General features: G+C 53.9%; 22 protein-coding genes, 2 tRNA genes and 2 pseudogenes. 11 read left to right on the top strand and 15 right to left on the bottom strand.

The window, feature by feature from the left end; translation table 11 throughout:
• Nucleotides 1-7 precede the first annotated feature (7 nt).
• Nucleotides 8-192, bottom strand: a pseudogene (locus tag H3L94_RS12280) (lipoprotein signal peptidase).
• Between the two features lie 145 nt (nt 193-337).
• Here H3L94_RS12280 and H3L94_RS02305 point away from each other — a divergent pair.
• The 5 genes from H3L94_RS02305 (at nt 338) to H3L94_RS02290 (ending at nt 3,400) form a co-directional block, all read left to right on the top strand.
• Nucleotides 338-1,303, top strand: a complete 966-nt coding sequence (locus H3L94_RS02305) for an AraC family transcriptional regulator (RefSeq protein ID WP_182122497.1) — start codon at nt 338-340, stop codon at nt 1,301-1,303.
• 65 nt (nt 1,304-1,368) lie between these two features.
• A complete protein-coding gene (locus H3L94_RS12275; RefSeq protein WP_244958807.1) occupies nt 1,369-1,560 on the top strand; it encodes a lipoprotein signal peptidase in 192 nt (63 codons plus the stop codon).
• A gap of 95 nt (nt 1,561-1,655) precedes the next feature.
• Complete coding sequence (locus H3L94_RS02300; RefSeq protein WP_182122496.1) at nt 1,656-2,249, top strand: phosphoheptose isomerase; 594 nt, start codon at nt 1,656-1,658, stop codon at nt 2,247-2,249.
• A 26-nt stretch (nt 2,250-2,275) separates the two neighbouring features.
• Nucleotides 2,276-2,881, top strand: a complete 606-nt coding sequence (locus H3L94_RS02295; protein ID WP_182122495.1) for a BON domain-containing protein — start codon at nt 2,276-2,278, stop codon at nt 2,879-2,881.
• A gap of 9 nt (nt 2,882-2,890) precedes the next feature.
• Entirely contained in the window at nt 2,891-3,400 is a 510-nt protein-coding gene (locus tag H3L94_RS02290) for a hypothetical protein (RefSeq protein ID WP_182122494.1), read from the top strand.
• 201 nt (nt 3,401-3,601) lie between these two features.
• Here H3L94_RS02290 and H3L94_RS02285 read toward each other — a convergent pair.
• Together H3L94_RS02285 and H3L94_RS02280 are read right to left on the bottom strand one after the other, a co-directional pair.
• Nucleotides 3,602-3,678 (bottom strand) — tRNA-Asp (locus H3L94_RS02285).
• 12 nt (nt 3,679-3,690) lie between these two features.
• A tRNA-Val gene (locus H3L94_RS02280) sits at nt 3,691-3,766 on the bottom strand.
• A 248-nt stretch (nt 3,767-4,014) separates the two neighbouring features.
• On the opposite strand from H3L94_RS02280, the gene recJ reads away from it, so the two are divergent.
• The 3 genes from recJ to H3L94_RS02265 all read left to right on the top strand — a co-directional run bounded on the left by recJ (nt 4,015) and on the right by H3L94_RS02265 (nt 7,955).
• Nucleotides 4,015-5,712, top strand: coding sequence for a single-stranded-DNA-specific exonuclease RecJ (recJ, locus tag H3L94_RS02275; protein WP_182122493.1), 1,698 nt, complete (start codon nt 4,015-4,017; stop codon nt 5,710-5,712).
• Nucleotides 5,713-6,348: 636 nt separating this feature from the next.
• Nucleotides 6,349-7,737 carry a Na+/H+ antiporter family protein gene (locus tag H3L94_RS02270; RefSeq protein ID WP_182122492.1) on the top strand — a complete coding sequence of 463 codons (1,389 nt, stop codon included), beginning with the start codon at nt 6,349-6,351 and terminating at the stop codon, nt 7,735-7,737.
• Entirely contained in the window at nt 7,737-7,955 is a 219-nt protein-coding gene (locus tag H3L94_RS02265) for a SlyX family protein (protein ID WP_182122491.1), read from the top strand. Before H3L94_RS02270 ends, H3L94_RS02265 begins: the two co-directional genes overlap by 1 nt.
• 21 nt (nt 7,956-7,976) lie before the next feature.
• On the opposite strand, the pseudogene H3L94_RS12270 reads toward H3L94_RS02265, so the two are convergent.
• From H3L94_RS12270 to H3L94_RS02230, 8 genes and pseudogenes are all read right to left on the bottom strand, one after another.
• Nucleotides 7,977-8,184: pseudogene (locus H3L94_RS12270) on the bottom strand (ATP-dependent exonuclease).
• A gap of 203 nt (nt 8,185-8,387) precedes the next feature.
• Complete coding sequence (locus tag H3L94_RS02260; RefSeq protein WP_182122490.1) at nt 8,388-8,741, bottom strand: ComEA family DNA-binding protein; 354 nt, start codon at nt 8,739-8,741, stop codon at nt 8,388-8,390.
• A 106-nt stretch (nt 8,742-8,847) separates the two neighbouring features.
• A complete protein-coding gene (gene galE, locus H3L94_RS02255) occupies nt 8,848-9,864 on the bottom strand; it encodes a UDP-glucose 4-epimerase GalE (protein WP_182122489.1) in 1,017 nt (338 codons plus the stop codon).
• 65 nt (nt 9,865-9,929) lie between these two features.
• On the bottom strand, nt 9,930-11,168 hold the full coding sequence (locus H3L94_RS02250) for an exopolysaccharide biosynthesis polyprenyl glycosylphosphotransferase (protein ID WP_182122488.1): 1,239 nt from the start codon (nt 11,166-11,168) through the stop codon (nt 9,930-9,932).
• A gap of 12 nt (nt 11,169-11,180) precedes the next feature.
• The gene (locus H3L94_RS02245) at nt 11,181-11,999 is read right to left on the bottom strand and encodes a glycosyltransferase family 2 protein (RefSeq protein ID WP_244958805.1); all 819 of its coding nucleotides are present in this window, start codon (nt 11,997-11,999) and stop codon (nt 11,181-11,183) included.
• A 153-nt stretch (nt 12,000-12,152) separates the two neighbouring features.
• A complete protein-coding gene (locus tag H3L94_RS02240) occupies nt 12,153-13,634 on the bottom strand; it encodes an FAD-linked oxidase C-terminal domain-containing protein (protein WP_182122487.1) in 1,482 nt (493 codons plus the stop codon).
• Between the two features lie 201 nt (nt 13,635-13,835).
• A complete protein-coding gene (ykgO, locus tag H3L94_RS02235; RefSeq protein WP_004283474.1) occupies nt 13,836-13,961 on the bottom strand; it encodes a type B 50S ribosomal protein L36 in 126 nt (41 codons plus the stop codon).
• Nucleotides 13,961-14,233: a type B 50S ribosomal protein L31 gene (locus H3L94_RS02230; RefSeq protein WP_009118696.1), complete on the bottom strand. Its 273-nt coding sequence runs from the start codon at nt 14,231-14,233 to the stop codon at nt 13,961-13,963. The genes ykgO and H3L94_RS02230 overlap by 1 nt, the downstream gene beginning before the upstream one ends.
• A gap of 169 nt (nt 14,234-14,402) precedes the next feature.
• On the opposite strand from H3L94_RS02230, the gene H3L94_RS02225 reads away from it, so the two are divergent.
• Entirely contained in the window at nt 14,403-14,600 is a 198-nt protein-coding gene (locus H3L94_RS02225) for a hypothetical protein (RefSeq protein WP_182122486.1), read from the top strand.
• Between the two features lie 102 nt (nt 14,601-14,702).
• Here H3L94_RS02225 and recX read toward each other — a convergent pair whose 3' ends face one another.
• The 3 genes from recX to H3L94_RS02210 form a co-directional block, all read right to left on the bottom strand.
• Nucleotides 14,703-15,158: a recombination regulator RecX gene (gene recX / locus H3L94_RS02220; protein WP_182122485.1), complete on the bottom strand. Its 456-nt coding sequence runs from the start codon at nt 15,156-15,158 to the stop codon at nt 14,703-14,705.
• A complete protein-coding gene (locus H3L94_RS02215) occupies nt 15,145-15,858 on the bottom strand; it encodes a phosphoglycolate phosphatase (protein ID WP_182122484.1) in 714 nt (237 codons plus the stop codon). Before H3L94_RS02215 ends, recX begins: the two co-directional genes overlap by 14 nt.
• Nucleotides 15,859-15,956: 98 nt before the next feature.
• A complete protein-coding gene (locus tag H3L94_RS02210; RefSeq protein WP_182123078.1) occupies nt 15,957-16,142 on the bottom strand; it encodes a lipoprotein signal peptidase in 186 nt (61 codons plus the stop codon).
• 296 nt (nt 16,143-16,438) lie between these two features.
• Here H3L94_RS02210 and H3L94_RS02205 point away from each other — a divergent pair, with 296 nt between their 5' ends.
• Both H3L94_RS02205 and H3L94_RS02200 read left to right on the top strand, forming a co-directional pair.
• Nucleotides 16,439-16,795: a hypothetical protein gene (locus H3L94_RS02205; RefSeq protein ID WP_009119691.1), complete on the top strand. Its 357-nt coding sequence runs from the start codon at nt 16,439-16,441 to the stop codon at nt 16,793-16,795.
• Between the two features lie 270 nt (nt 16,796-17,065).
• Nucleotides 17,066-17,422 carry a hypothetical protein gene (locus H3L94_RS02200; protein ID WP_040660417.1) on the top strand — a complete coding sequence of 119 codons (357 nt, stop codon included), beginning with the start codon at nt 17,066-17,068 and terminating at the stop codon, nt 17,420-17,422.
• 326 nt (nt 17,423-17,748) lie between these two features.
• Here the strand turns inward: H3L94_RS02200 and mnmE are convergent, their stop codons facing one another.
• The gene (gene mnmE, locus H3L94_RS02195) at nt 17,749-19,110 is read right to left on the bottom strand and encodes a tRNA uridine-5-carboxymethylaminomethyl(34) synthesis GTPase MnmE (protein ID WP_182122483.1); all 1,362 of its coding nucleotides are present in this window, start codon (nt 19,108-19,110) and stop codon (nt 17,749-17,751) included.
• Between the last annotated feature and the right edge of the window lie 13 nt (nt 19,111-19,123).

Genomic DNA, 19,123 nt, shown 5'->3' with positions numbered 1-19,123 from the left:
CTTCGGGCTACCTGAAAGGCTGAGACCTTTGCAAAACCCCCAGATGTGGATGCAGTTCAAGGCGTAGCAGCGCAGCGAGCGCAGACATATCACACGATAGGCAAGTGAGCGAGCAGCGCACAACGCAGAAATGCGCCGCAGATGGGGGTTTTGCAAAGGTCTCAGGCTGAACGCCGTATACCATCCCGGCAGACATTGCTATCGGCCAAAACCAAATTTTTTTGAATTTTTAACTAAAAAAGTCCAGTAAACATCATTTTTTAAAACGGTTTTTACCTGTTCAAAATTAAATGTTATATTTGCCGACACAAAAACAATAGCGTCAGAGGCAAAACCGATGAGCACCCACCACCAGCATTTCTCCACCCTCAACCTGCCCCCCGGCCGCAACAGCTGTCGCGCCTGGCAGGAAACCGTGTGCCGCACCCTGTTCGACCTCGACATCAGCAGCAGCCGGCCACACTTCAGCGGCTCACTGGAAAGCAAACGCATCGGCCGCCTCGACGTGGCCCGCATCAAAGCCGACCCCGCGGTTTACACCCGCACCCGCGCCCATCTCGACCGCGCCACCGAAGAAGAATTTCTCATCACCCTCAACACCCACAATCCGGTTACCTTCCGCCAGCTCGGCCGCGACACCGTGTGCGGGAGCGGCAATTTTCTGCTCGAGCTCTCCCACGAACCCTACGATTTCATCGCCCGCCAAAGTATGGATGTGCACGTTTTCAAAGTGCCCAAATCCCTGCTGAAAGAATACATCCGCCAGCCCGAGCGCTATTGCGCGCTCGATTTCGACGGCCACAGCGGCATCGGCCTGCTGTTCCGACGCTACGCCCTCAACGCCGTGGCCATGCTCTCCGACCTCAACGGCGCCGATGCCGATATGGTGGAAAAACAATTGCTCGAACTGTTCGCCCGCGCAGTGGAAAAAGACGCCCGCGTGCTGGCTTCCGCCGACTCCGCTGTGCGCGCCGCTCACCTTTTGCGCATCGAGCAATACGCCAACGCGCGTTTGGACCGCAGCGACCTCTCGCCCGAGCAAACCGCCGCCGCCTGCCAGATTTCCGTGCGCTACCTGCACCTCTTATTCAAAGACACCGGCACCACCTTCTCCGACTGGCTGCGCAGCCGCCGTCTGGAAACCGCACGCCACCGCCTGCTGCAACCGCATTTCAACGGCACGCTCGCCCAATTGGCTTACAGCCTCGGCTTCACCGACCAATCCCACTTCTCCAAAGCCTACCGCCGCCACTTCGGCGAAAGCCCGCGCGACACCCTCAACGGCCGCAACAACGCCGTTTAAACCCGCCGTCACCCCGCTTACCCGCTTCATCGGACAAAATACTGGCAGCAGGCAAAATAAAACCTTTGCCACACCGGCCAACCTTACCGCTCAAACTCAGGCTGAGACCTTTGCAAAACCCCCATCTGCGGCGCATTTCTGCGTTGTGCGCTGCTCGCTCGCTTGCCTATCTAAATGATATGTCTGCGCTCGCTGTGCTGCTACGCCTGGAACTGCATCCACATCTGGGGGTTTTGCAAAGGTCTCAGGCTACCTGAAAAGCCCGCCGATTGTTCAATGCCGCATATCCCGCTACAATAGCCCCCGTTTTTCCACTTGCCGTTTTCCTTCCATTCTTTTCAGGTAGCCTTTTATGAATCCAGCCGCCGAACGTGTGTTGCAACACTTTCAGGAGAGCATTGCCGCCAAGCAGCAAGCCGCCGAATTGCTGGCCGAACCGGTGGCCGCCGCGGCCGGCCTAATGCTGCAATCCCTAATGGAAGACGGCAAAATTCTGGCCTGCGGCAACGGCGGTTCCGCCGCCGACGCCCAACACTTTGCCGCCGAGATGACCGGCCGTTTCGAACGCGAGCGCATGGGCCTAGCCGCCATCGCCATCACCACCGACACCTCCGCGCTGACCGCCATCGGCAACGACTACGATTTCAAGCGCATCTTTTCCAAACAAGTGTCTGCCCTAGGCCGCCCCGGCGACGTACTGCTCGCCATTTCCACCTCCGGCAATTCCGCCAACATCGTCGCCGCCATCGAAGCCGCCCATGAGCAAGACATGCGCGTAGTGGCCCTAACCGGCCGCGACGGCGGAAAAATCGCCGGCCTACTCGGTGAAGACGACATCCTGCTCAACGTGCCGCACCAACGCACCGCCCGCATTCAGGAAATCCACATTCTCATCATCCACGCCCTGTGCGACCACATCGACAACGCCATCTTGGAAGGCCTGTAAACCGCTTCTCCGACAAGGAAAACCGTATGAAACCTTATGCCCGCGCCTTACTGCTGTCCACCGCTCTCGCCACCACCCTGTCCGGCTGCGCCGCCGCCCTGCTCGGCGGCGGGGCGCTGGGCGTGATGTCCGCCACCGAACGACGCAGCACCGGCGCCCAAGCCGACGACCAAGTGATGGAACTGCGTGTGCAGGAAAGCGCTCTCAAACACCTGCGCGCCAATAACAGTGTGCCCGGCTTCGAACCCCGCCTGTCGGTAGTCAGCTTCAACCGCCACGTCCTGCTGATGGGCTTGGTGTCCAACGAGGCCGATAAAGCTTTTGTCGAGCGCGTGGCCCGCGCCGAACAAAATGCGGCGCAGGTTTACAACCATATTCAGGTAGCCCAAGCCCACCGCAGCTTCGGCGACGTCAGCAACGATTCCTGGATCACCTCCAAAGTCCGCACCACCCTGTTGGGCACCGCCGGCATTCCCTCCAACCAAGTCAAAGTGGTCACTTACAACGGCATTACTTATGTCATGGGCATCCTGACGCCGGCCGAGCAGCAGCTGGTCAGCCAGACCGTCAGCACCACCGCAGGCGTGCGCCAAGTGGTGACGCTCTACGAAACCTTTGTTCCCAACCGATAAGGACATCTCATGACCGACAACACTCCGCCCAAGCCCGCCAAAAAACGCGGCCTGTTCGGCAAGGTCATGTTCGGCCTGCTGCTGCTGACCGCCATCGTGGTGGCGGTACTGGTATTTCTGGCCTGGCAGGCATTGAGCCACCCCGGCACACCCGCCGGCGGAGCCGCCTCCGACCCGAATAACGGCAGCGTAGAAATCTGGCAGCCCAACGGCGCGGTTTCCGCCAGCCAGGTATATGTGCCGGTTACCGGCAACCTGCCGCCCGCCGCCAGCGAAGCGGCAGTGGAAAGCACCGAAGCGGATACGACACCCACTCGCAATGAACGGGCGGAAACCGCACCGGCGGAAACGCCGGTAACGGCCACTCCCGCGGCCGAAGTGCCGCTCCAGCCGGTCAACACTCAGTCCGCTGAAACCGAAATCAAACCGGTCAACACTCCGCCGACCCGCCAACAGCAGCGCCCTGCCCCGCGCCGCCAGCAAGGCAACCCGGAAAATCCGGTGGACAATCTGTTTTAATAAACACGGCGCCAATCACACAGGCTACCTGAAACCTTATCCGCTTTCAGGTAGCCTGATTTTTTCCCATCAACGGGGAATACATCTTTAGAATGACGTGTGTGGCTTCCACCCTCAATAAAACAGCGCAGTCCATCAGTCAAACTCAACCAAACAGCAAAAAACCTCTGCACATTCATGCAGAGGTTTTTTATTTTATTTTGGCGCGGTGGACGGGGCTCGAACCCGCGACCACCGGCGTGACAGGCCGGTACTCTAACCAACTGAGCTACCACCGCGCACTGGAAACTTGGTGGGTGATGACGGAGTCGAACCGCCGACATTCTGCTTGTAAGGCAGACGCTCTACCAACTGAGCTAATCACCCTTGAAAACTGTTTCCGCATCGCTGCGAAGCGCGTATTAAAACAAAACTACACCTCCTGTGCAAGCCTTTTCTCAACCGCAGCAAACAGAAATCCAGCAGTCTATTGTTTACAAATCGAATTATGTTAAGAAGTTTTATCTTTTCTGCCGCCAACTCCTCGGTATTTTCTGCCCGCCTCCTTATTCGACAATCGCGCACCTGCCGCCCTTTGCCTTTATAATGCCGGCCGTCAAAGGATTCCCATATTTATGAACGCCGCCATCCACACCCGGCAACCCGACCCCCAAGCCGAACAAACCCTGCTCGCCGCCGGTACACCACCGCTGCTGGCACGGCTGTTTGCCGCCCGCCAGGTTTCCCGCCCCGAAGAGTTGGAAAACCGACTCAACCGTCTGCTGCCCTATCGGGATTTGAAAAACATCGAGGCGGCTGCCTGCCGTTTGGCCGACGCACTGGCCCGCCAAGAAAACATCCTCGTTTTGGCCGACTACGATGCCGACGGCGCCACCGCCTGCGCCCTCGCTATGCTCGGACTCAGCCGCATGGGCGGACAGGTAAACTTTCTCGTACCCAACCGTTTCGAGCACGGCTACGGCCTCACGCCCGAACTGGCCGAGCTGGCCGCACAACAGCAAACCAAACTGCTGTTGACGGTGGACAACGGTATCGCCAGCATCGCCGGCGTACAACGTGCCCAAGCGCTGGGCATGGACGTGCTGATTACCGACCACCACCTGCCCGGCAGCGAACTGCCCGCCTGCATCATCGTCAATCCCAACCAGCCCGGCTGCCGCTTTCCCAGCAAAAGCCTGGCCGGGGTGGGCGTGATGTTCTACGTTTTGAGCGCTTTGCGGGCAGAGTTGCGCGCGCGCGACTGGTTTGCCGAACAAGGGCTACCTGAAATTCAGCTGGCCGAGTTGCTCGACTTAGTGGCCGTCGGCACCGTGGCCGACGTGGTCACGCTCGACCACAACAACCGCATTCTGGTGGAACAAGGACTCAAACGCATGCGTGCCGGCAAAACCCGTCCCGGCATCCGCGCCCTGTTTCAGGTAGCCAAACGCGACATCGCCAAAGCCAAACCCTTCGATCTCGGCTTTGCCATCGGCCCGCGCATCAATGCCGCCGGCCGCTTGGACGACATGAGCGTCGGCATTGCCTGCCTGCTGGCCGAAGACGATGCACACGCTGCCCTGCTGGCCGAAGAGTTGAACGGACTCAACCGCGAACGGCGCGAAATCGAGCAATCCATGCTGGCCGAAGCGCAAAATTTGGCCGAACAGATTGCCGTCAACGGCCGCTTCGGCATCACCGCTTTCCGCGAAGACTGGCACCAAGGCGTGGTCGGCATCGTCGCTGGCCGCCTGAAAGACCGCTTCCACCGCCCTGCCATCGTGTTCGCCCCGGCCGACAACGACGAAATCCGCGGCTCGGGCCGTTCCATTCCCAAGCTCCATCTGCGCGATGCCTTAGACCTGCTCAGCAAACGCCACCCCGATTTACTGTTGAAGTTCGGCGGCCACGCCATGGCTGCCGGCTTAAGCATTCGCGCCGCCGATTTCGGCCGCTTCGAAGAAGCCTTCGAGCAGGTATTACAGGAACTGCTCGACGAATACGACCTAACCCGCACCTTCCTCACCGACGGCAGCCTGCCTTCCGCCGCACTGTCGGTGCAAACGGCCGAAAGCCTGGCCGAACCGGTTTGGGGACAAGGCTTCCAGGCACCGAGTTTTTACGATGAATTCGACGTACTCTGGCAGCGCGAAGTCGGCGTCGGCCACCGCAAAGCCGGCCTCAGCCGGCACGGCCGCACCGTAGAAGCCATGTTTTTCCGCTGTCCCGAGGCGCTGCCGCCCAAAATCGGCACCGTTTACCGACCGGTGGCCAACGAATGGCGCAACCAAACCGAATTGCAACTGCATATTGATTATTGGGAAGCTTGTTAGCGTGGTTTGACAGCCAATGCAATATCGACCCCCCTTCTTGCTAATTGAACTGCCCTGCTCCTCGCCTCCCAACCACCTTTACCACGCCGGCTCTGCCGCCGGTGCCGCCAAACAGAGCACAGTCTGGCGCGAAAAGAACAAAACTGTTTGGGCAACGCCGCGAGTCTTCTAGCGTCCGCAAAAGCGGGCACGGCGAGAGCAGCGTGCATAGCAAACCGGCCACTACAGCCGTTTTGATGTCGATGCCGTTCAAGGTATCGCAGCGCAAAAAGTGTGAACGCCAAAAATTCCTGCGGAACAGACAGTTCAACTACACGGCTAAGCGGACAGTACTCCCGGGGCATAAACAACGCACAATGCAGAAAGACACCGCAGATGGGGGAAGATTCCGAGGGGCGAAGTAACGGAAACCTTGTGGGCGGAGGATAAGATCTAAAACGCCTTTCTGAACATGGCGTCCAACAACACCCTAAAACGCATCTTCGGCAGATTTCGGGCTACCTGAAAACACTTTCAGGTAGCCCGAAGTATGCTTAAACAATTCACTTAACATGACTTTCTGATTCTTAACGATTGCTTACCCTTTGCCGCATTGTTATACTCGCGCTTTTGTTTTTATTCAGGTGTAATCGAAACATGAATGCTGTGGTTTTGGCCGTATTGGTCATGCTGTTGTTATCGGTGGCCAGGGTGCATGTGGTGTTGAGCCTGGTCATTGGCGCGTTTGTGGGCGGCTTGGTGGCCGGCCTGCCTTTGGCCGACATCAAAGACGCCGTATCCGGCGAAGTGCTGACGCAGGGCGTCATCACCCATTTCCAAGCCGGTTTGTCTGGCGGTGCCAAAATCGCTCTTTCTTATGCCATGTTGGGGGCCTTTGCCATGGCCATCACCCATTCCGGCCTGCCGCAGCAACTGGCCGGCGCTGTGGTGCGGCGTATGGAAGGCAACGGCCGGCGCGACACCATTCCGTCCGCCGTCAACTGGGTGAAATGGGCGCTGATCGGCGCTTTGCTGGTGATGGGCGTGATGAGCCAAAACGTGATTCCCATCCACATCGCCTTTATTCCGATGATGGTGCCGCCGCTGCTGCTGGTATTTAACCGCATGCAGATCGACCGCCGCCTGCTGGCCTGTGTGATGACTTTCGGCCTGGTGACGACTTATATGTTCTTGCCCGTCGGCTTCGGCGCCATTTTCCTCAACGAAATTCTGCTGGCCAATATCGACAAGGCCGGCATGAACGTGAAAAACCTGTCTGTGATGCAGGCCATGGCCATCCCCGCTTTGGGCATGGTAGCAGGTTTGCTGGTGGCCGTATTCATCAGCTACCGCAAGCCGCGTGTTTACCGCAACACCGAAGCGGATTTCCGCGCCGAACAGCGGGCTGAAAACCAACCGAAAATCTCCCCCTACCGCAGCCTGGTGGCCGCCTTGGCGATTTTGGTTGCCTTCGTGGTGCAGCTGGTTTACGACGACGCCCTGCTGCTGGGCGCCATGCTCGGCTTCGCCGTATTCATGGCGCTGGGCGTGGTGCGCCGTCAGGAAGTGGACAGTGTGTTTGACAGCGGCATCAAAATGATGGCGATGATCGGCTTCATCATGATTGCCGCACAAGGCTTTGCCGAAGTGATGAAGTCCACCGGCCAGATCCAATCGCTGGTGGACAGCAGCGCCTCCCTGTTTGCCGGCAACAAAGGCGTGGCCGTGCTGGCCATGCTGCTGGTTGGTCTGCTGGTTACCATGGGCATCGGCAGCTCGTTCTCCACCCTGCCGATTATCACCGCCATCTATGTGCCGTTGTGCATCAGCATGGGCTTTTCGCCGCTGGCCACCGTTGCCATCATCGGCACCGCCGGCGCCTTGGGCGATGCCGGCTCACCCGCTTCAGACTCCACCCTCGGCCCGACTTCCGGCCTGAATGTGGACGGCCAGCACGACCACATTTACGACAGCGTGATCCCCACTTTCCTGCACTACAACCTGCCTCTGCTGGCTGCCGGCTGGATCGCCGCCATGGTGCTGTAATGAATCATCCGGAAGAACGGCTCACCGAGCTGGAAATCCAGCTGGCCCTGCAAAACGAATTATTGGACAGCCTGAATGGCACGGTAGCCAAAATGCAGCAAACATTGGATCTGCAACAGGCACAGCTGCGCTGGCTGTATAGCCGGCTGAACGAAGGCAGCAGGCAACACGGCGACAGCCCGTTCGACCCTGACGCCGAACTGCCGCCGCATTATTGAACCGCCGGAAAAAGATTCAGGCTACCTGAAAACTGTTTCAGGTAGCCTGATTTCATGCCGAGACCTTTGCAAAACCTCCAGATGTGGATGCAAGTTCAAGGCGTAGCAGCGCAGCGAGCGTGAACGCTAGGAATCCCTGTGGGACAAACATATCATCTACACGGCTAAGCGAGCGAACAGCACACAACGCAGAAATGCGCCACAGATGGGGGATTGGCAAAGGTTTCATGCTGTTCAAGCAATAAGCAGAGACCAAGACCCTTGCAAAACCATCCGTTCCGGGACAGTCAAGCAAACACACATTGTTATCCAACCTCCCACATCTCAAAATCAGCTTGGTAGCAACCCCATCCAACCCCGATTCATTAAAAACTTCAGGTAGCCACAGGCTACCTGAAGTCCAAATTCAACCATCCTGCCAAACAACAACCCTTAAGGTTTAGCGGTTGCCGGTTTGGCCGCTGCAGGCTGTTGTGCCGCCGGACGGTTATTGGGGCGGGTTGCCGGTTGGGCCGCAGGCCGTTGCGCAGCCGAACCGCTCACGGTCACCTGCTCGGAAATGCGTTGGAATGTGACACCGCTGCCGATGCCGCGGACGTTTTTCAGCTCTTCCACCGATTTAAACGGACCGTTGGCATTGCGGTATTCGATGATCGCATTCGCCTTGGCCGGGCCGATGCCGTTTAAGGTTTGCAGCTCTTGGGCCGTGGCCGTATTGATATTGACTTGCGCCCACAACAGCGAAACATTCAACAAAGTAAACAACATGAACAGCAGTTTTTTCATGGCCATACTCCTTTGAATATCATCAATAAAAAAGGCACCGTTTTCGCAAACGGTACCAATAGAGTAAAGTGTCTTTATTTATTCGGCAAGCGGTTTTACATAACAATCAATCGTCAAAACCATGCGGATTGTTTTTTTGCCAACGCCAAGCGTCTTGCATCATCTCTTTCAGCCCGCGTGTGGCCTGCCAGCCGATCTCTGCTTGCGCACGGGAAGGGTCGGCATAACATTCGGCAATATCGCCCGGCCGGCGCGGGCACAAGGCATAAGGCACGGTTTGGCCGGATGCCGCCTCAAAAGCTTTCACAATCTCCAACACCGAATAACCGTTGCCGGTGCCGAGGTTATAAATATGCGTGCCACCCAAGCCCGCCTTAGCCTGCATGGCTTTCAAATGTCCGTCGGCCAAATCCACCACATGAATATAGTCGCGCACACCGGTGCCGTCTGCCGTCGGATAATCGCTGCCGAAAACCGACAACCGCTCCAGCTTGCCGGCCGCCACTTGGCAGACATAAGGCAGCAGATTATTCGGAATGCCGTTGGGTTGTTCGCCAATTCGACCACTTTCATGCGCCCCGATGGGATTAAAATAACGCAGCAGGATCACACTCCAGCGCGGATCAGCAGCCTGAATGTCCTGCAAGATACGCTCCACCATATGTTTGGAAGTACCGTAAGGATTCGTTGTGCCGCCGGTGGGAAACGACTCGGTAATCGGCACGCTGGCGGGATCGCCGTAAACAGTGGCCGACGAACTGAACACAATATTAAACACGCCGGCTTTAGCCATTTCCTCTGCCAGAATCAGGCTACCTGAAACATTGTTGTCGTAATATTTCATCGGTTCGCGCACGCTCTCGCCCACCGCTTTTAAGCCGGCAAAGTGCATCACGGTTTCTATCGGATGGCGGTCAAAAATTTGCCGCAACAATTCACGGTCTAGAATATCGCCGCGATAAAAAACCGGCTCTTGGCCGCTAATCTCAGCAATGCGCTGCAAAGACTTCTCGGAAGCATTGCAGAGGTTATCTAACACCACTGTTTCATAACCGGCTTCTAACAATTGGAGCACCGTATGAGAGCCAATAAATCCGGCACCGCCGGTTACCAAAACTGCCATGATTGTTCCTTATTTGTAATGATGTTTTCAGGTAGCCATCCAATACAAAGGCTACCTGAAAACATTTAGCGCGCGCCGAAACCAGTGAGCATGGTTTTAATGGTTTTAAAAAAAATCAGCACATCTAATGAAAAAGAAAAATGTTTGATGTAGTAAAAGTCGTGCTCTACTTTAACTTGTGTTTCATCTACGTTAGCAGCATAACCATGCATTACCTGAGCCCAACCGGAAATACCCGGTTTAACCACATGGCGATAATTATAAAAAGGTATTTTTTCTTCAAATTCATCTACAAAAGCTTTTTGCTCTGGCCTGGGGCCGATTAAGCTCATGTCACCTTTGATAATATTAAAAAATTGAGGTAATTCATCAATGCGTACTTTTCGGATAAATCTTCCTACTTTCGTTACACGCATATCGCCGAATGCCGCTAACTTAGCTCCATCTTTTTCAGAATCTATACACATGCTTCTGAACTTATAGATTTTAAATTCTTTACCACCCAAACCGACACGATTTTGCACAAATAATACAGGCCCAGAACTTTCCAATTTAATGGCTATTGCTGTCATCAACATCAAAGGCAGAGTAATCGGCAGGCTGACCAAAATACAGATAAAATCCAATAAATATTTAATCAGCATATAATTTTTTGACGGCAACAATGATCCTAAGCTGTTTTCATACATATGGTGAATTTTCAACCGCCCAGTCAGGCTCTCTTCTATCGCTCGAATATGATAAACAGGTATGCCTTTTAATACTTGTTCCGCTAGAAATTTTTGCCAATCGGCATGCAAATTTGGATCATGCAGGTCTGCCACGTAACCCTGTATCTGAGATGGCGGTATGTCAATTGGATTCGCCAATTCAATCCAGTGAACGTCAGGTAATAAATTAGCATTGGCTGCTTTTGAAAATGGTAAATAAGCCAAAACTGGCTGCTTGCGAGTCCTCAGTCTAAATCCCCACAAGCATACTGCATAAGAAGTAATAAAGCCAAGCAGCAAAAACCATAAAGAATAAGGCAGCCCCAATATCTTCAACACTGCCCAAGCAGACAAGAACCACAAGACTGAATTAGGCAGCACTGAAAATACTGACTTCCTACCGGGATAGTTGGTAATCGAAAACAGAGATTTAGCGCTAACGAAATGAGCAATTGCCACCGCTAACATACTGATAACATAGGCATGCCCCTGATATTTTCCTAACCAGGGCAGCAAAATAATATATGGCAAGAAAGCGCTGATACCTACCCCAAGCCATAAACGGATAGGAAACGAATACAAAAATCTACTCATGTCAATATAATTTCATTTAGTTGTTCTCAGGAAAATAGAATAAAATTTGACTAATAAAGTACTTGGCATTATTCGTATACCTGCACGAACTAAAAATAGAATATAAGCAGATAAAGGAGATTGAATTTTTAATTTCAATTTCAAGTCTAGCAGCTGCTTCTCACTTTTAATGTACTGCCATCCGCGACGCCGCTGATGCATTCCATTACCAATACGGGCGTACACTAAAATATCTGGAATATTGGCTACTTGATAACCAACACCGATAACACGCAGCCATAAATTATAATCTTCCATAAACAAATGATGCTGGTAGCCTCCTAAGGACGTAATCACATCTCTTCGGTAGGCTACAGTCATATGGTTAAATGGACATCTTCGTTTAGAGTATTCAAGAACTTCCTGATGTGTCTCAGGTACATTCTTTACTACATTTAAATCATATGGTTTTTGATTAAACTCAAGGATTGAGCCACCCAAAATAGCAACACATTGATTTTTTTGTATAAATTTTACCTTCCGCTCAAACCGATTAGGTACACAAATATCGTCGGTGTCCATACGAAACACCCAATCATGGCTGCAATGCTTCAAACCTTCATTTAATGCTTTTCCTAAGCCGACATTTTGAGGCAAAGGAATAACTTTAATAGGTAGTTTGGATTGATACGTCTCAACAACGTGTTGTAACTCAGCTGTAATTGGTCCATCAAATACCAACACGATTTCATTTGCCTGGATAGTTTGCCGAAGCAAACTTTGCAGGCACTGCTGTAAAAACTCAGCCTCTTCCCGAATATAAAGAGACATCAAAACAGAAAATGGAATCATAAGGTATCAGCCAGCCAACAAAACAATCGCTAAATGCATATGTTTTCTAAAAAATACATTTAAACTAAAATATCTATACAAATGCCTCAGAAAAATCATCCCATCGTATTTTTCTGAGGCATGAGTCTTTTAGATCATCACTCCTGCAAAACCCTAAAACCGCTCCAACTCCGGAAACGGCATTTGTCCGTTTTTCACATGCAATTTGCCATATTCTGCGCAACGGTTTTTGGTGGGAATATTTTTGTCCGCATTCAGCAAACCGCTGGGGTCAAACGCATATTTGACGCCCCAAAATGCCTCGCGTTCCGCATTATTGAACTGAACGCACATCTGATTGATTTTTTCCATCCCCACCCCGTGTTCGCCAGTGATGGTGCCACCTAGGCGCACGCATTCTTCGAGAATTTCGACGCCGAATGCTTCGGCCCGTTCCCATTCGCCTTCATTGGCACTGTTGAACAGAATCAGCGGATGCATATTCCCGTCGCCGGCATGGAACACATTGATACATTGCAGATTGTATTTCGGCTCAAGGGCGGCAATATATGCCAGCATTTGGCTGATGTGACGGCGCGGAATGGTACCGTCCATGCAGTAATAATCGGCATTCAACTGTGCTGCAGCCGGAAACGCATTTTTTCGGCCCGACCAAAAAGCCAAACGTTCAATTTCGTTGCGGGACACTTGCAAACGGATGGCGCCGCTTTTCTCCAATACTTCTTTCATGCGGCCGATTTCTTCCGCCACTTCTTCCGGCGTGCCGTCGGCCTCGCACAGCAAAATGGCTTCGGCATGGGTGTCGTAGCCGATATTCAGGTAGCTGTCCACCGCTCGAGTGCAGGGGCCGTCCATCATTTCCAAACCGGCGGGAATGATGCCCGCTGCAATCACATCGGCCACCGCATTACCGGCCTTACCCATATCGTCAAAGCTGGCCATCACCACTTGCGCAAGCTGCGGGGTGGGAATCAGCTTCACCACCACTTCGGTTACCACGGCAAACATGCCTTCGCTGCCGATAAATACGGTCAGCAAATCCAAGCCGGGTGCGTCCAAAGCGTGGCTGCCGAATTCCACCACTTCGCCGCTAATCGTAATCGCCCGAACTTTCAGTACATTATTTACGGTCAGGCCGTATTTCAAACAATGTACGCCGCCAGAATTTTCGTTCACATTGCCACCGATGGAGCAGGCGATTTGGCTGGAAGGATCGGGCGCATAATAAAGTTTGTAACGGGCGGCGGCCTCGGAAATGGCCAAATTGCGCACGCCCGGCTGCACCGTGGCGGTACGCGCGGCTTGGTTCACTTCCAGAATGCGGTTGAACTTGGTCATCACCAGTAACACGCCGTTCTCCTGCGGTAACGCGCTACCGGCCAAACCGGTGCCTGCGCCGCGCGGCACAACGGGAATATTCAAGCGGAAACAGGTGCGCAATACTTTTTGCACTTGGGCTTCGGTTTCCGGCAACACCACAATCAACGGCCGCACGCGCAAAGCCGACATGGCGTCGCACTCATAAGGCGTGATTTCGGACTCGGTCACCAATACTTCCATTTCCTGCCATTCGTCCGCCAAAGTGCGGACGATGGACGCACGTTCGTCGGCAGTGAGTTCGTGTAAAGAGCGCATCGTGTTCCTAGATTGATCGTTATGGATGAAATAAAGCGGAAATGTACCATAAACCGCTTACCGCCGCAGCGGTTACACTCACAATACAATGAGAGAACTTGATAATTCATAAATAAAAAACACGCACTTTTACCGAGAGCGCAATAATGAAGGCTACCTGAAACCTTCAGGTAGCCTCTTGCCATAGAGATTTAAGCAGTGTCAGCGTTGCCGCGCCTTAAACCGCGGATTGCTTTTGCAAATAACATACACTTTGCCTTTACGCCGCACAATCTGGCAGTCGCGATGACGTTTTTTGGCCGATTTCAAAGAAGACAGTACTTGCATCATTTATCCTTTTTCAAGGCATTCATCATATTGCCGTAACGCTGGGTAAACACGCTGGCTCGGCCTTGTTTGCTGTGTTCGCGCTGGCGACCGGTATAAACCGGATGTGAGGCCGACGAAGTATCCAGCATAAAAACAGGATACTCCTGCCCGTCCGTCCATTGCATGGTTTGGGTAGTGGGCGCACAAGAACGAATCAACCAACCTTCATTGGCACTGCTGTCGTAAAACAACACGGTACGGTAATTTTCAGGGTGGATGCCGGGTTTCATGATCAATCTCACTTTTGATTGTTATAATATAACATTATATGAAACCTTGCCGGCAAAATCAAGAATTATTCTCAAACATTCTTAACGATCGTTTGTTACGCACACCCCATCAAACATCCCCTATCTTGCATGGCTTATAATCCCAAGCGTTCCGACACCACATTGCGCCATGTCCATCGAAAAAATCTATTATGCCGGCCTCACCTTACTGCTGGCAGTATCCATGCTGCTCAGCCCGTTTTTTTATGTCCGCCTCCGCAAAACCGCCCGCCAAAGACCAACTGCCGCCCGTTGGCGAAAAGTCTGGTTGGCGAACCTGCTGGCTACACTTCTGGTCTTACTCATCTGGTGGTGGCTTCGCGCCTAACGAAACGTGCCCATCAGGTCAAACGACGCAGGCTACCTGAAAGCCCGACCAACTATCCGCCAGACAGCTTTCAGGTAGCCTGACCCAAGCCGCCGGAGCGGCCTATTCCCTGTCCTCTTCACTCCAGGCATGCTGCAAGGCATAGCGGATGTGCTCGCCGGAGAAACCGCGGTAGGCCAAAAAGCGCTGGGCACGAGCATATTCTTGCGGTGTGGTCGGCGGCACTTTGCATTTTTTGCGCAACACTTCGCAGGCCGTCTGCCGCTCCGCATCGGGTTCCGGCAACACCGCCGCAATGGTTTCCTCATCCACACCCTGTTGGCTCAAACTTTTTGCCAGCCTCAAGCGGCCGTAACGACTGCTTTTGCCGTGCACATAACTCTCGGCATAACGGCTGTCCGACTGCCAATGCCGCTCAGCCAACTCCTGCAGTAAGGCATCTACCTCTTCCGTTTCCTCGGCATACGGCAACAGCTTGCGCCTCAATTCGGCCTTCGACATTTCCCGCCGAGACAAATAAGCCAACGCCCTGGCGCGCAGCGACTTAACCGGCTTCACGGGCCGCTTTCAAAACAGGGGCCAGATAATCGTAGATTGCCGGCAAATCGTTTGCGATCCAATCCGGCCGTGTGGCTTCATCGGCAGCCAAGGTATCCATATCGGCATAACCGTGCCGCACGCCGATGCTGAAACAACCTGCCGCCTTGGCCGCCAAAACATCGTTGGCCGAATCGCCCACCATGACCAACTCCTGAGGCGACACCCCCAACACCTCGGCAGTATGCAGCAAAGGCAGTGCCGACGGTTTACGCTCCGGCAAGGTATCGCCGCCCACAATCAGGCTGAATTCATCGGCCAAACCCAACTGGCGCAACAACGCCACCGCCAGCACTTCGCTTTTATTGGTCACCACCGCCAGCGGCAGCCCCAGGCTTTTCAGCAAACCCAAAGTAGTCACCGCCCCGGCATACGGCCGGCTGAATACGCTCAGGTGCCGCGAATAGTAATCCACAAACACCGCCAAACCACGCTGCCATTGCACCTCGTCTGCCACACCGTCCCGATTCCCGCTCAGCGTACGGTGCACCAGCACGCCGATGCCGTCCCCCACAAAAGAAGCCAAAGTGGCATCATCCAACAGCGGCAAACTTTCGCTGCTGCGCACCGCATTGGCCGCAGCTGCCAAATCGGCTATAGAATCTACCAAAGTACCGTCCAAATCAAACGCCACGGCACGGATGTTTTTTGCTTTCGTCATTTCCAACTCTTTCTTCAATTGACAACCTTCAAATAACAAGCAGATTCTAACTTTTCAGGTAGCCTAAAGAAACTGCCACCACACGTCATGCTTTCCGGTCAGTCAGCAGTGGGCTGAGACCTTTGCAAAACCCCCAGATGTGGATGCAGTTCAAGGCGTAGCAGCGCAGCGAGCGCAGACATATCATCTAGATAGGCAAGCGAGTGAGCAGCGCACAACGCAGAAATGCGCCGCAGATGGGGGTTTTGCAAAGGTCTCGGGCTACCTGAAAACGCCCTTCTCATACCGAGTTGGATTGGTACGGTTTGCTTTTTTCTAAATTTCATCAAAAAAGAATATTTTTGCACTTTTTCGGCCATGCGTCTTATGTCCTACATTTACTTTACACTTGTAAAGGCATATACTTACTGTGCAGTCGTAAAGCAAAGGGAGCTGTTCGCAACTTGTGCCGAACCGGTAATTCGGCTCAAGCGCTTTTCGGAAATGCAACTTGCAGGGATGTCCCGATCTAGGGTTCGCGAGTGCCGGCTCTGATGTCGGCGGATGAAATATTTTCTTTTAACTTGTGGAGATTTGTCTCATGAACTACGATAAAACCGTAGCAGAAATGTTGAATGTAGACGGCGCTTTAGCCGCCGCCGTAGTGGATTATTCAAGCGGTATGTTATTGGCCGGCGGCGGCAGCCCCGCCATCGACTTGGAAATCGCTGCAGCGGGCAACACCGAAGTGATGCGTTCCAAAGTAAAAACCATGCAAATGCTGGGTTTGAAAGACACCATCGAAGACATCCTGCTCACCTTGGGCACCCAATACCATCTGTTGCGCCCGCTCGCGCACCACGAAGGCCTGTTCCTGTACTCTGTACTGGACCGCTCTAAAGCCAACTTAGCTTTGGCACGCCGTTCATTGGTTAATGCCGAGCGCAACTTAGGTTAAACATTCCAAAATAAACAGATTTGACACAACCGGTCGTCAGAAAGACGGCCGGTTTTTGTATTTTTGCCATAAATTTTGTTTCCATCAAAACAAAAACTATACTCAAGCAAGCGCTAAATTTATACTCCCTGCGCATTCTGCTGGTTATCCGGCCAAAGCATTCCCGGCCTGAGCAACACACATCAAGCAGTTGCCCAAATCCGTTACCGAACGGAAAAGAACAGGAGCGAAACCGACCGCTTCAATCAATTTAATGAAATGGAGATTGTTATGAACTACGATAAAACCGTATCCGAGATGCTCAATGTTGACGGCGCTTTGGCCGCCGCCGTGGTAGATTATTCCAGCGGCATGCTGCTGGCCGGCGGCGGCACCCCTTCTGTCGATTTGGAAATTGCTGCCGCAGGCAATACCGAAGTGATGCGTTCCAAAGTGAAAACCATGCAAATGCTGGGTTTAAAAGACACCATCGAAGACATTCTGATTACCTTGGGCACCCAATACCATCTCATCCGCCCGCTGGCCAACCACGAAGGCCTGTTTCTTTACTCGGTATTAGATAAATCCAAAGCCAATCTGGCACTGGCCCGCCGCTCCTTGGTAAACGCCGAGCGCAATCTGGGCTAACACACACAAATAACAGACATCAAACCAAACCGGCAAGCCAAACTATGGCTTGCCGGTTTCTCTTTATTCATTTTCACCATTATCGGCGGCTCCCCTACTCATCTTATCTGCTGGCAAATGCCATGCAAGCCGGAAAAAAACGCGCGAAAATCAGATTAGCTTACGGCTGAGCGGACAGCGCAGCCTGTCACCAATATTGCGAAAAAAATCAACGCCAATTTTGTCCATCTCAATATCGATTAAGACGTATCGTCAGAAGCTAGGGAGAAATGGAAAGAGCCGAAAGCAAAGCTCTCTTTTTTGTGGCTAATGTCCGGGTCAAGCCTTTATTTGCCGATGCAGAAACGGGAAAAGATCACGCCCAAGAGGTCGTCGGCGGTGAATTCGCCGGTGATTTCATTGCAGGCGGCTTGTGCCAAGCGCAGATGTTCGGCCAACAATTCGAGCTGATGGTTGCCGCACAGCGCGGCCAGCGCCAGTTCTGCCTGCGCCTGATGCAGGGCATGCAGGTGGCGGCTGCGGGCGAGAAACAGGCTTTCGCTTTCGCCCTGCCAGCCGATTTCGTCAAGCAGGGCTTGTTTGAGCAGGTCGAGACCGGCGCCGGTTTTGGCGGAAAGGCGGATCACCGTGTCGGCGCCGCTGAGACTACCTGAACGGCCCGCACCGGGTTCGGTGCCGCGCAAATCGATTTTATTGTGGATTTCGATGCGTTTCAGGCTTTCAGGTAGCCTGTCGAGAATGGCACGGGTAGTGGGGTTGATGCCTTCCTGCGGGTCGATCAGGATCAACGCCACATCGGCTTCCTGCACCGCCTTCTGGCTGCGCTGGATGCCGATCTGCTCCACCACGTCGTCGGTTTCGCGCAGGCCGGCGGTATCGATAATGTGCACCGGCACGCCGTCCAGCGTGATCTGTTCGCGTACGGTGTCGCGGGTGGTGCCGGCGATGTCGGTTACGATGGCGATGTCGTCGCCGGCCAGGGCGTTGAGCAGGCTGGATTTGCCCACGTTCGGCGCGCCCACCAGCACCACGTTCATGCCTTCGCGCAAAATGGCACCCTGCTGCGCCTGTTGCAGTACGGCGGCCAACTGGGTTTGCAGCGCGGCCAGTTTGCCTTTGGCGTCGGCGGCTTCGAGAAAGTCGATTTCTTCTTCGGGGAAGTCTAAAGTGGCCTCCACCAGCATGCGCAGGGTAATCAGGTCGTCCACCAGGCGGCGGATGTGATCGGAAAACGCGCCTTTCAAGGAACGCAGCGCCATGCGGGCGGCCGATTGGCTGGAGGCGTCGATGAGGTCGGCCACGCTTTCGGCTTGGGCCAAGTCCAGCTTGTTATTGAGGAAAGCGCGCTTGGTGAATTCGCCCGGTTCGGCCAGGCGGGCACCGAGCTGTAGGCAGCGTTGCAGCAGCATCTGCATCACCACCGGCCCGCCGTGCCCCTGCAATTCGATGACGTCTTCGCCGGTGAAGCTGGCCGAGGCAGCAAAATACAGCAGCAAACCGTTGTCGATGGCGTCTCCTTGTGCATCGTAGAAATCGGTATAGACCGCCATGCGCGGTGTCGGCGTTTTGCCGCCGCTCAGGGTTTGCGCCAGCGGCAGCAGGTCTTTGCCCGACAGGCGCACCACGCCGACGCCGCCGCGGCCGGGCGCGGTGGCAATGGCGGCAATCACGGGCAGGGAGGAGGACATGGCAGACACCTAT

It is taken from the genome of Neisseria shayeganii (assembly GCF_014054965.1).
Taxonomy (GTDB): Bacteria; Pseudomonadota; Gammaproteobacteria; order Burkholderiales; family Neisseriaceae; genus Eikenella; species Eikenella shayeganii.
Note: the sequence above shows the minus strand (reverse complement) of the source record. Positions and strands in the feature narration are given on the sequence as shown.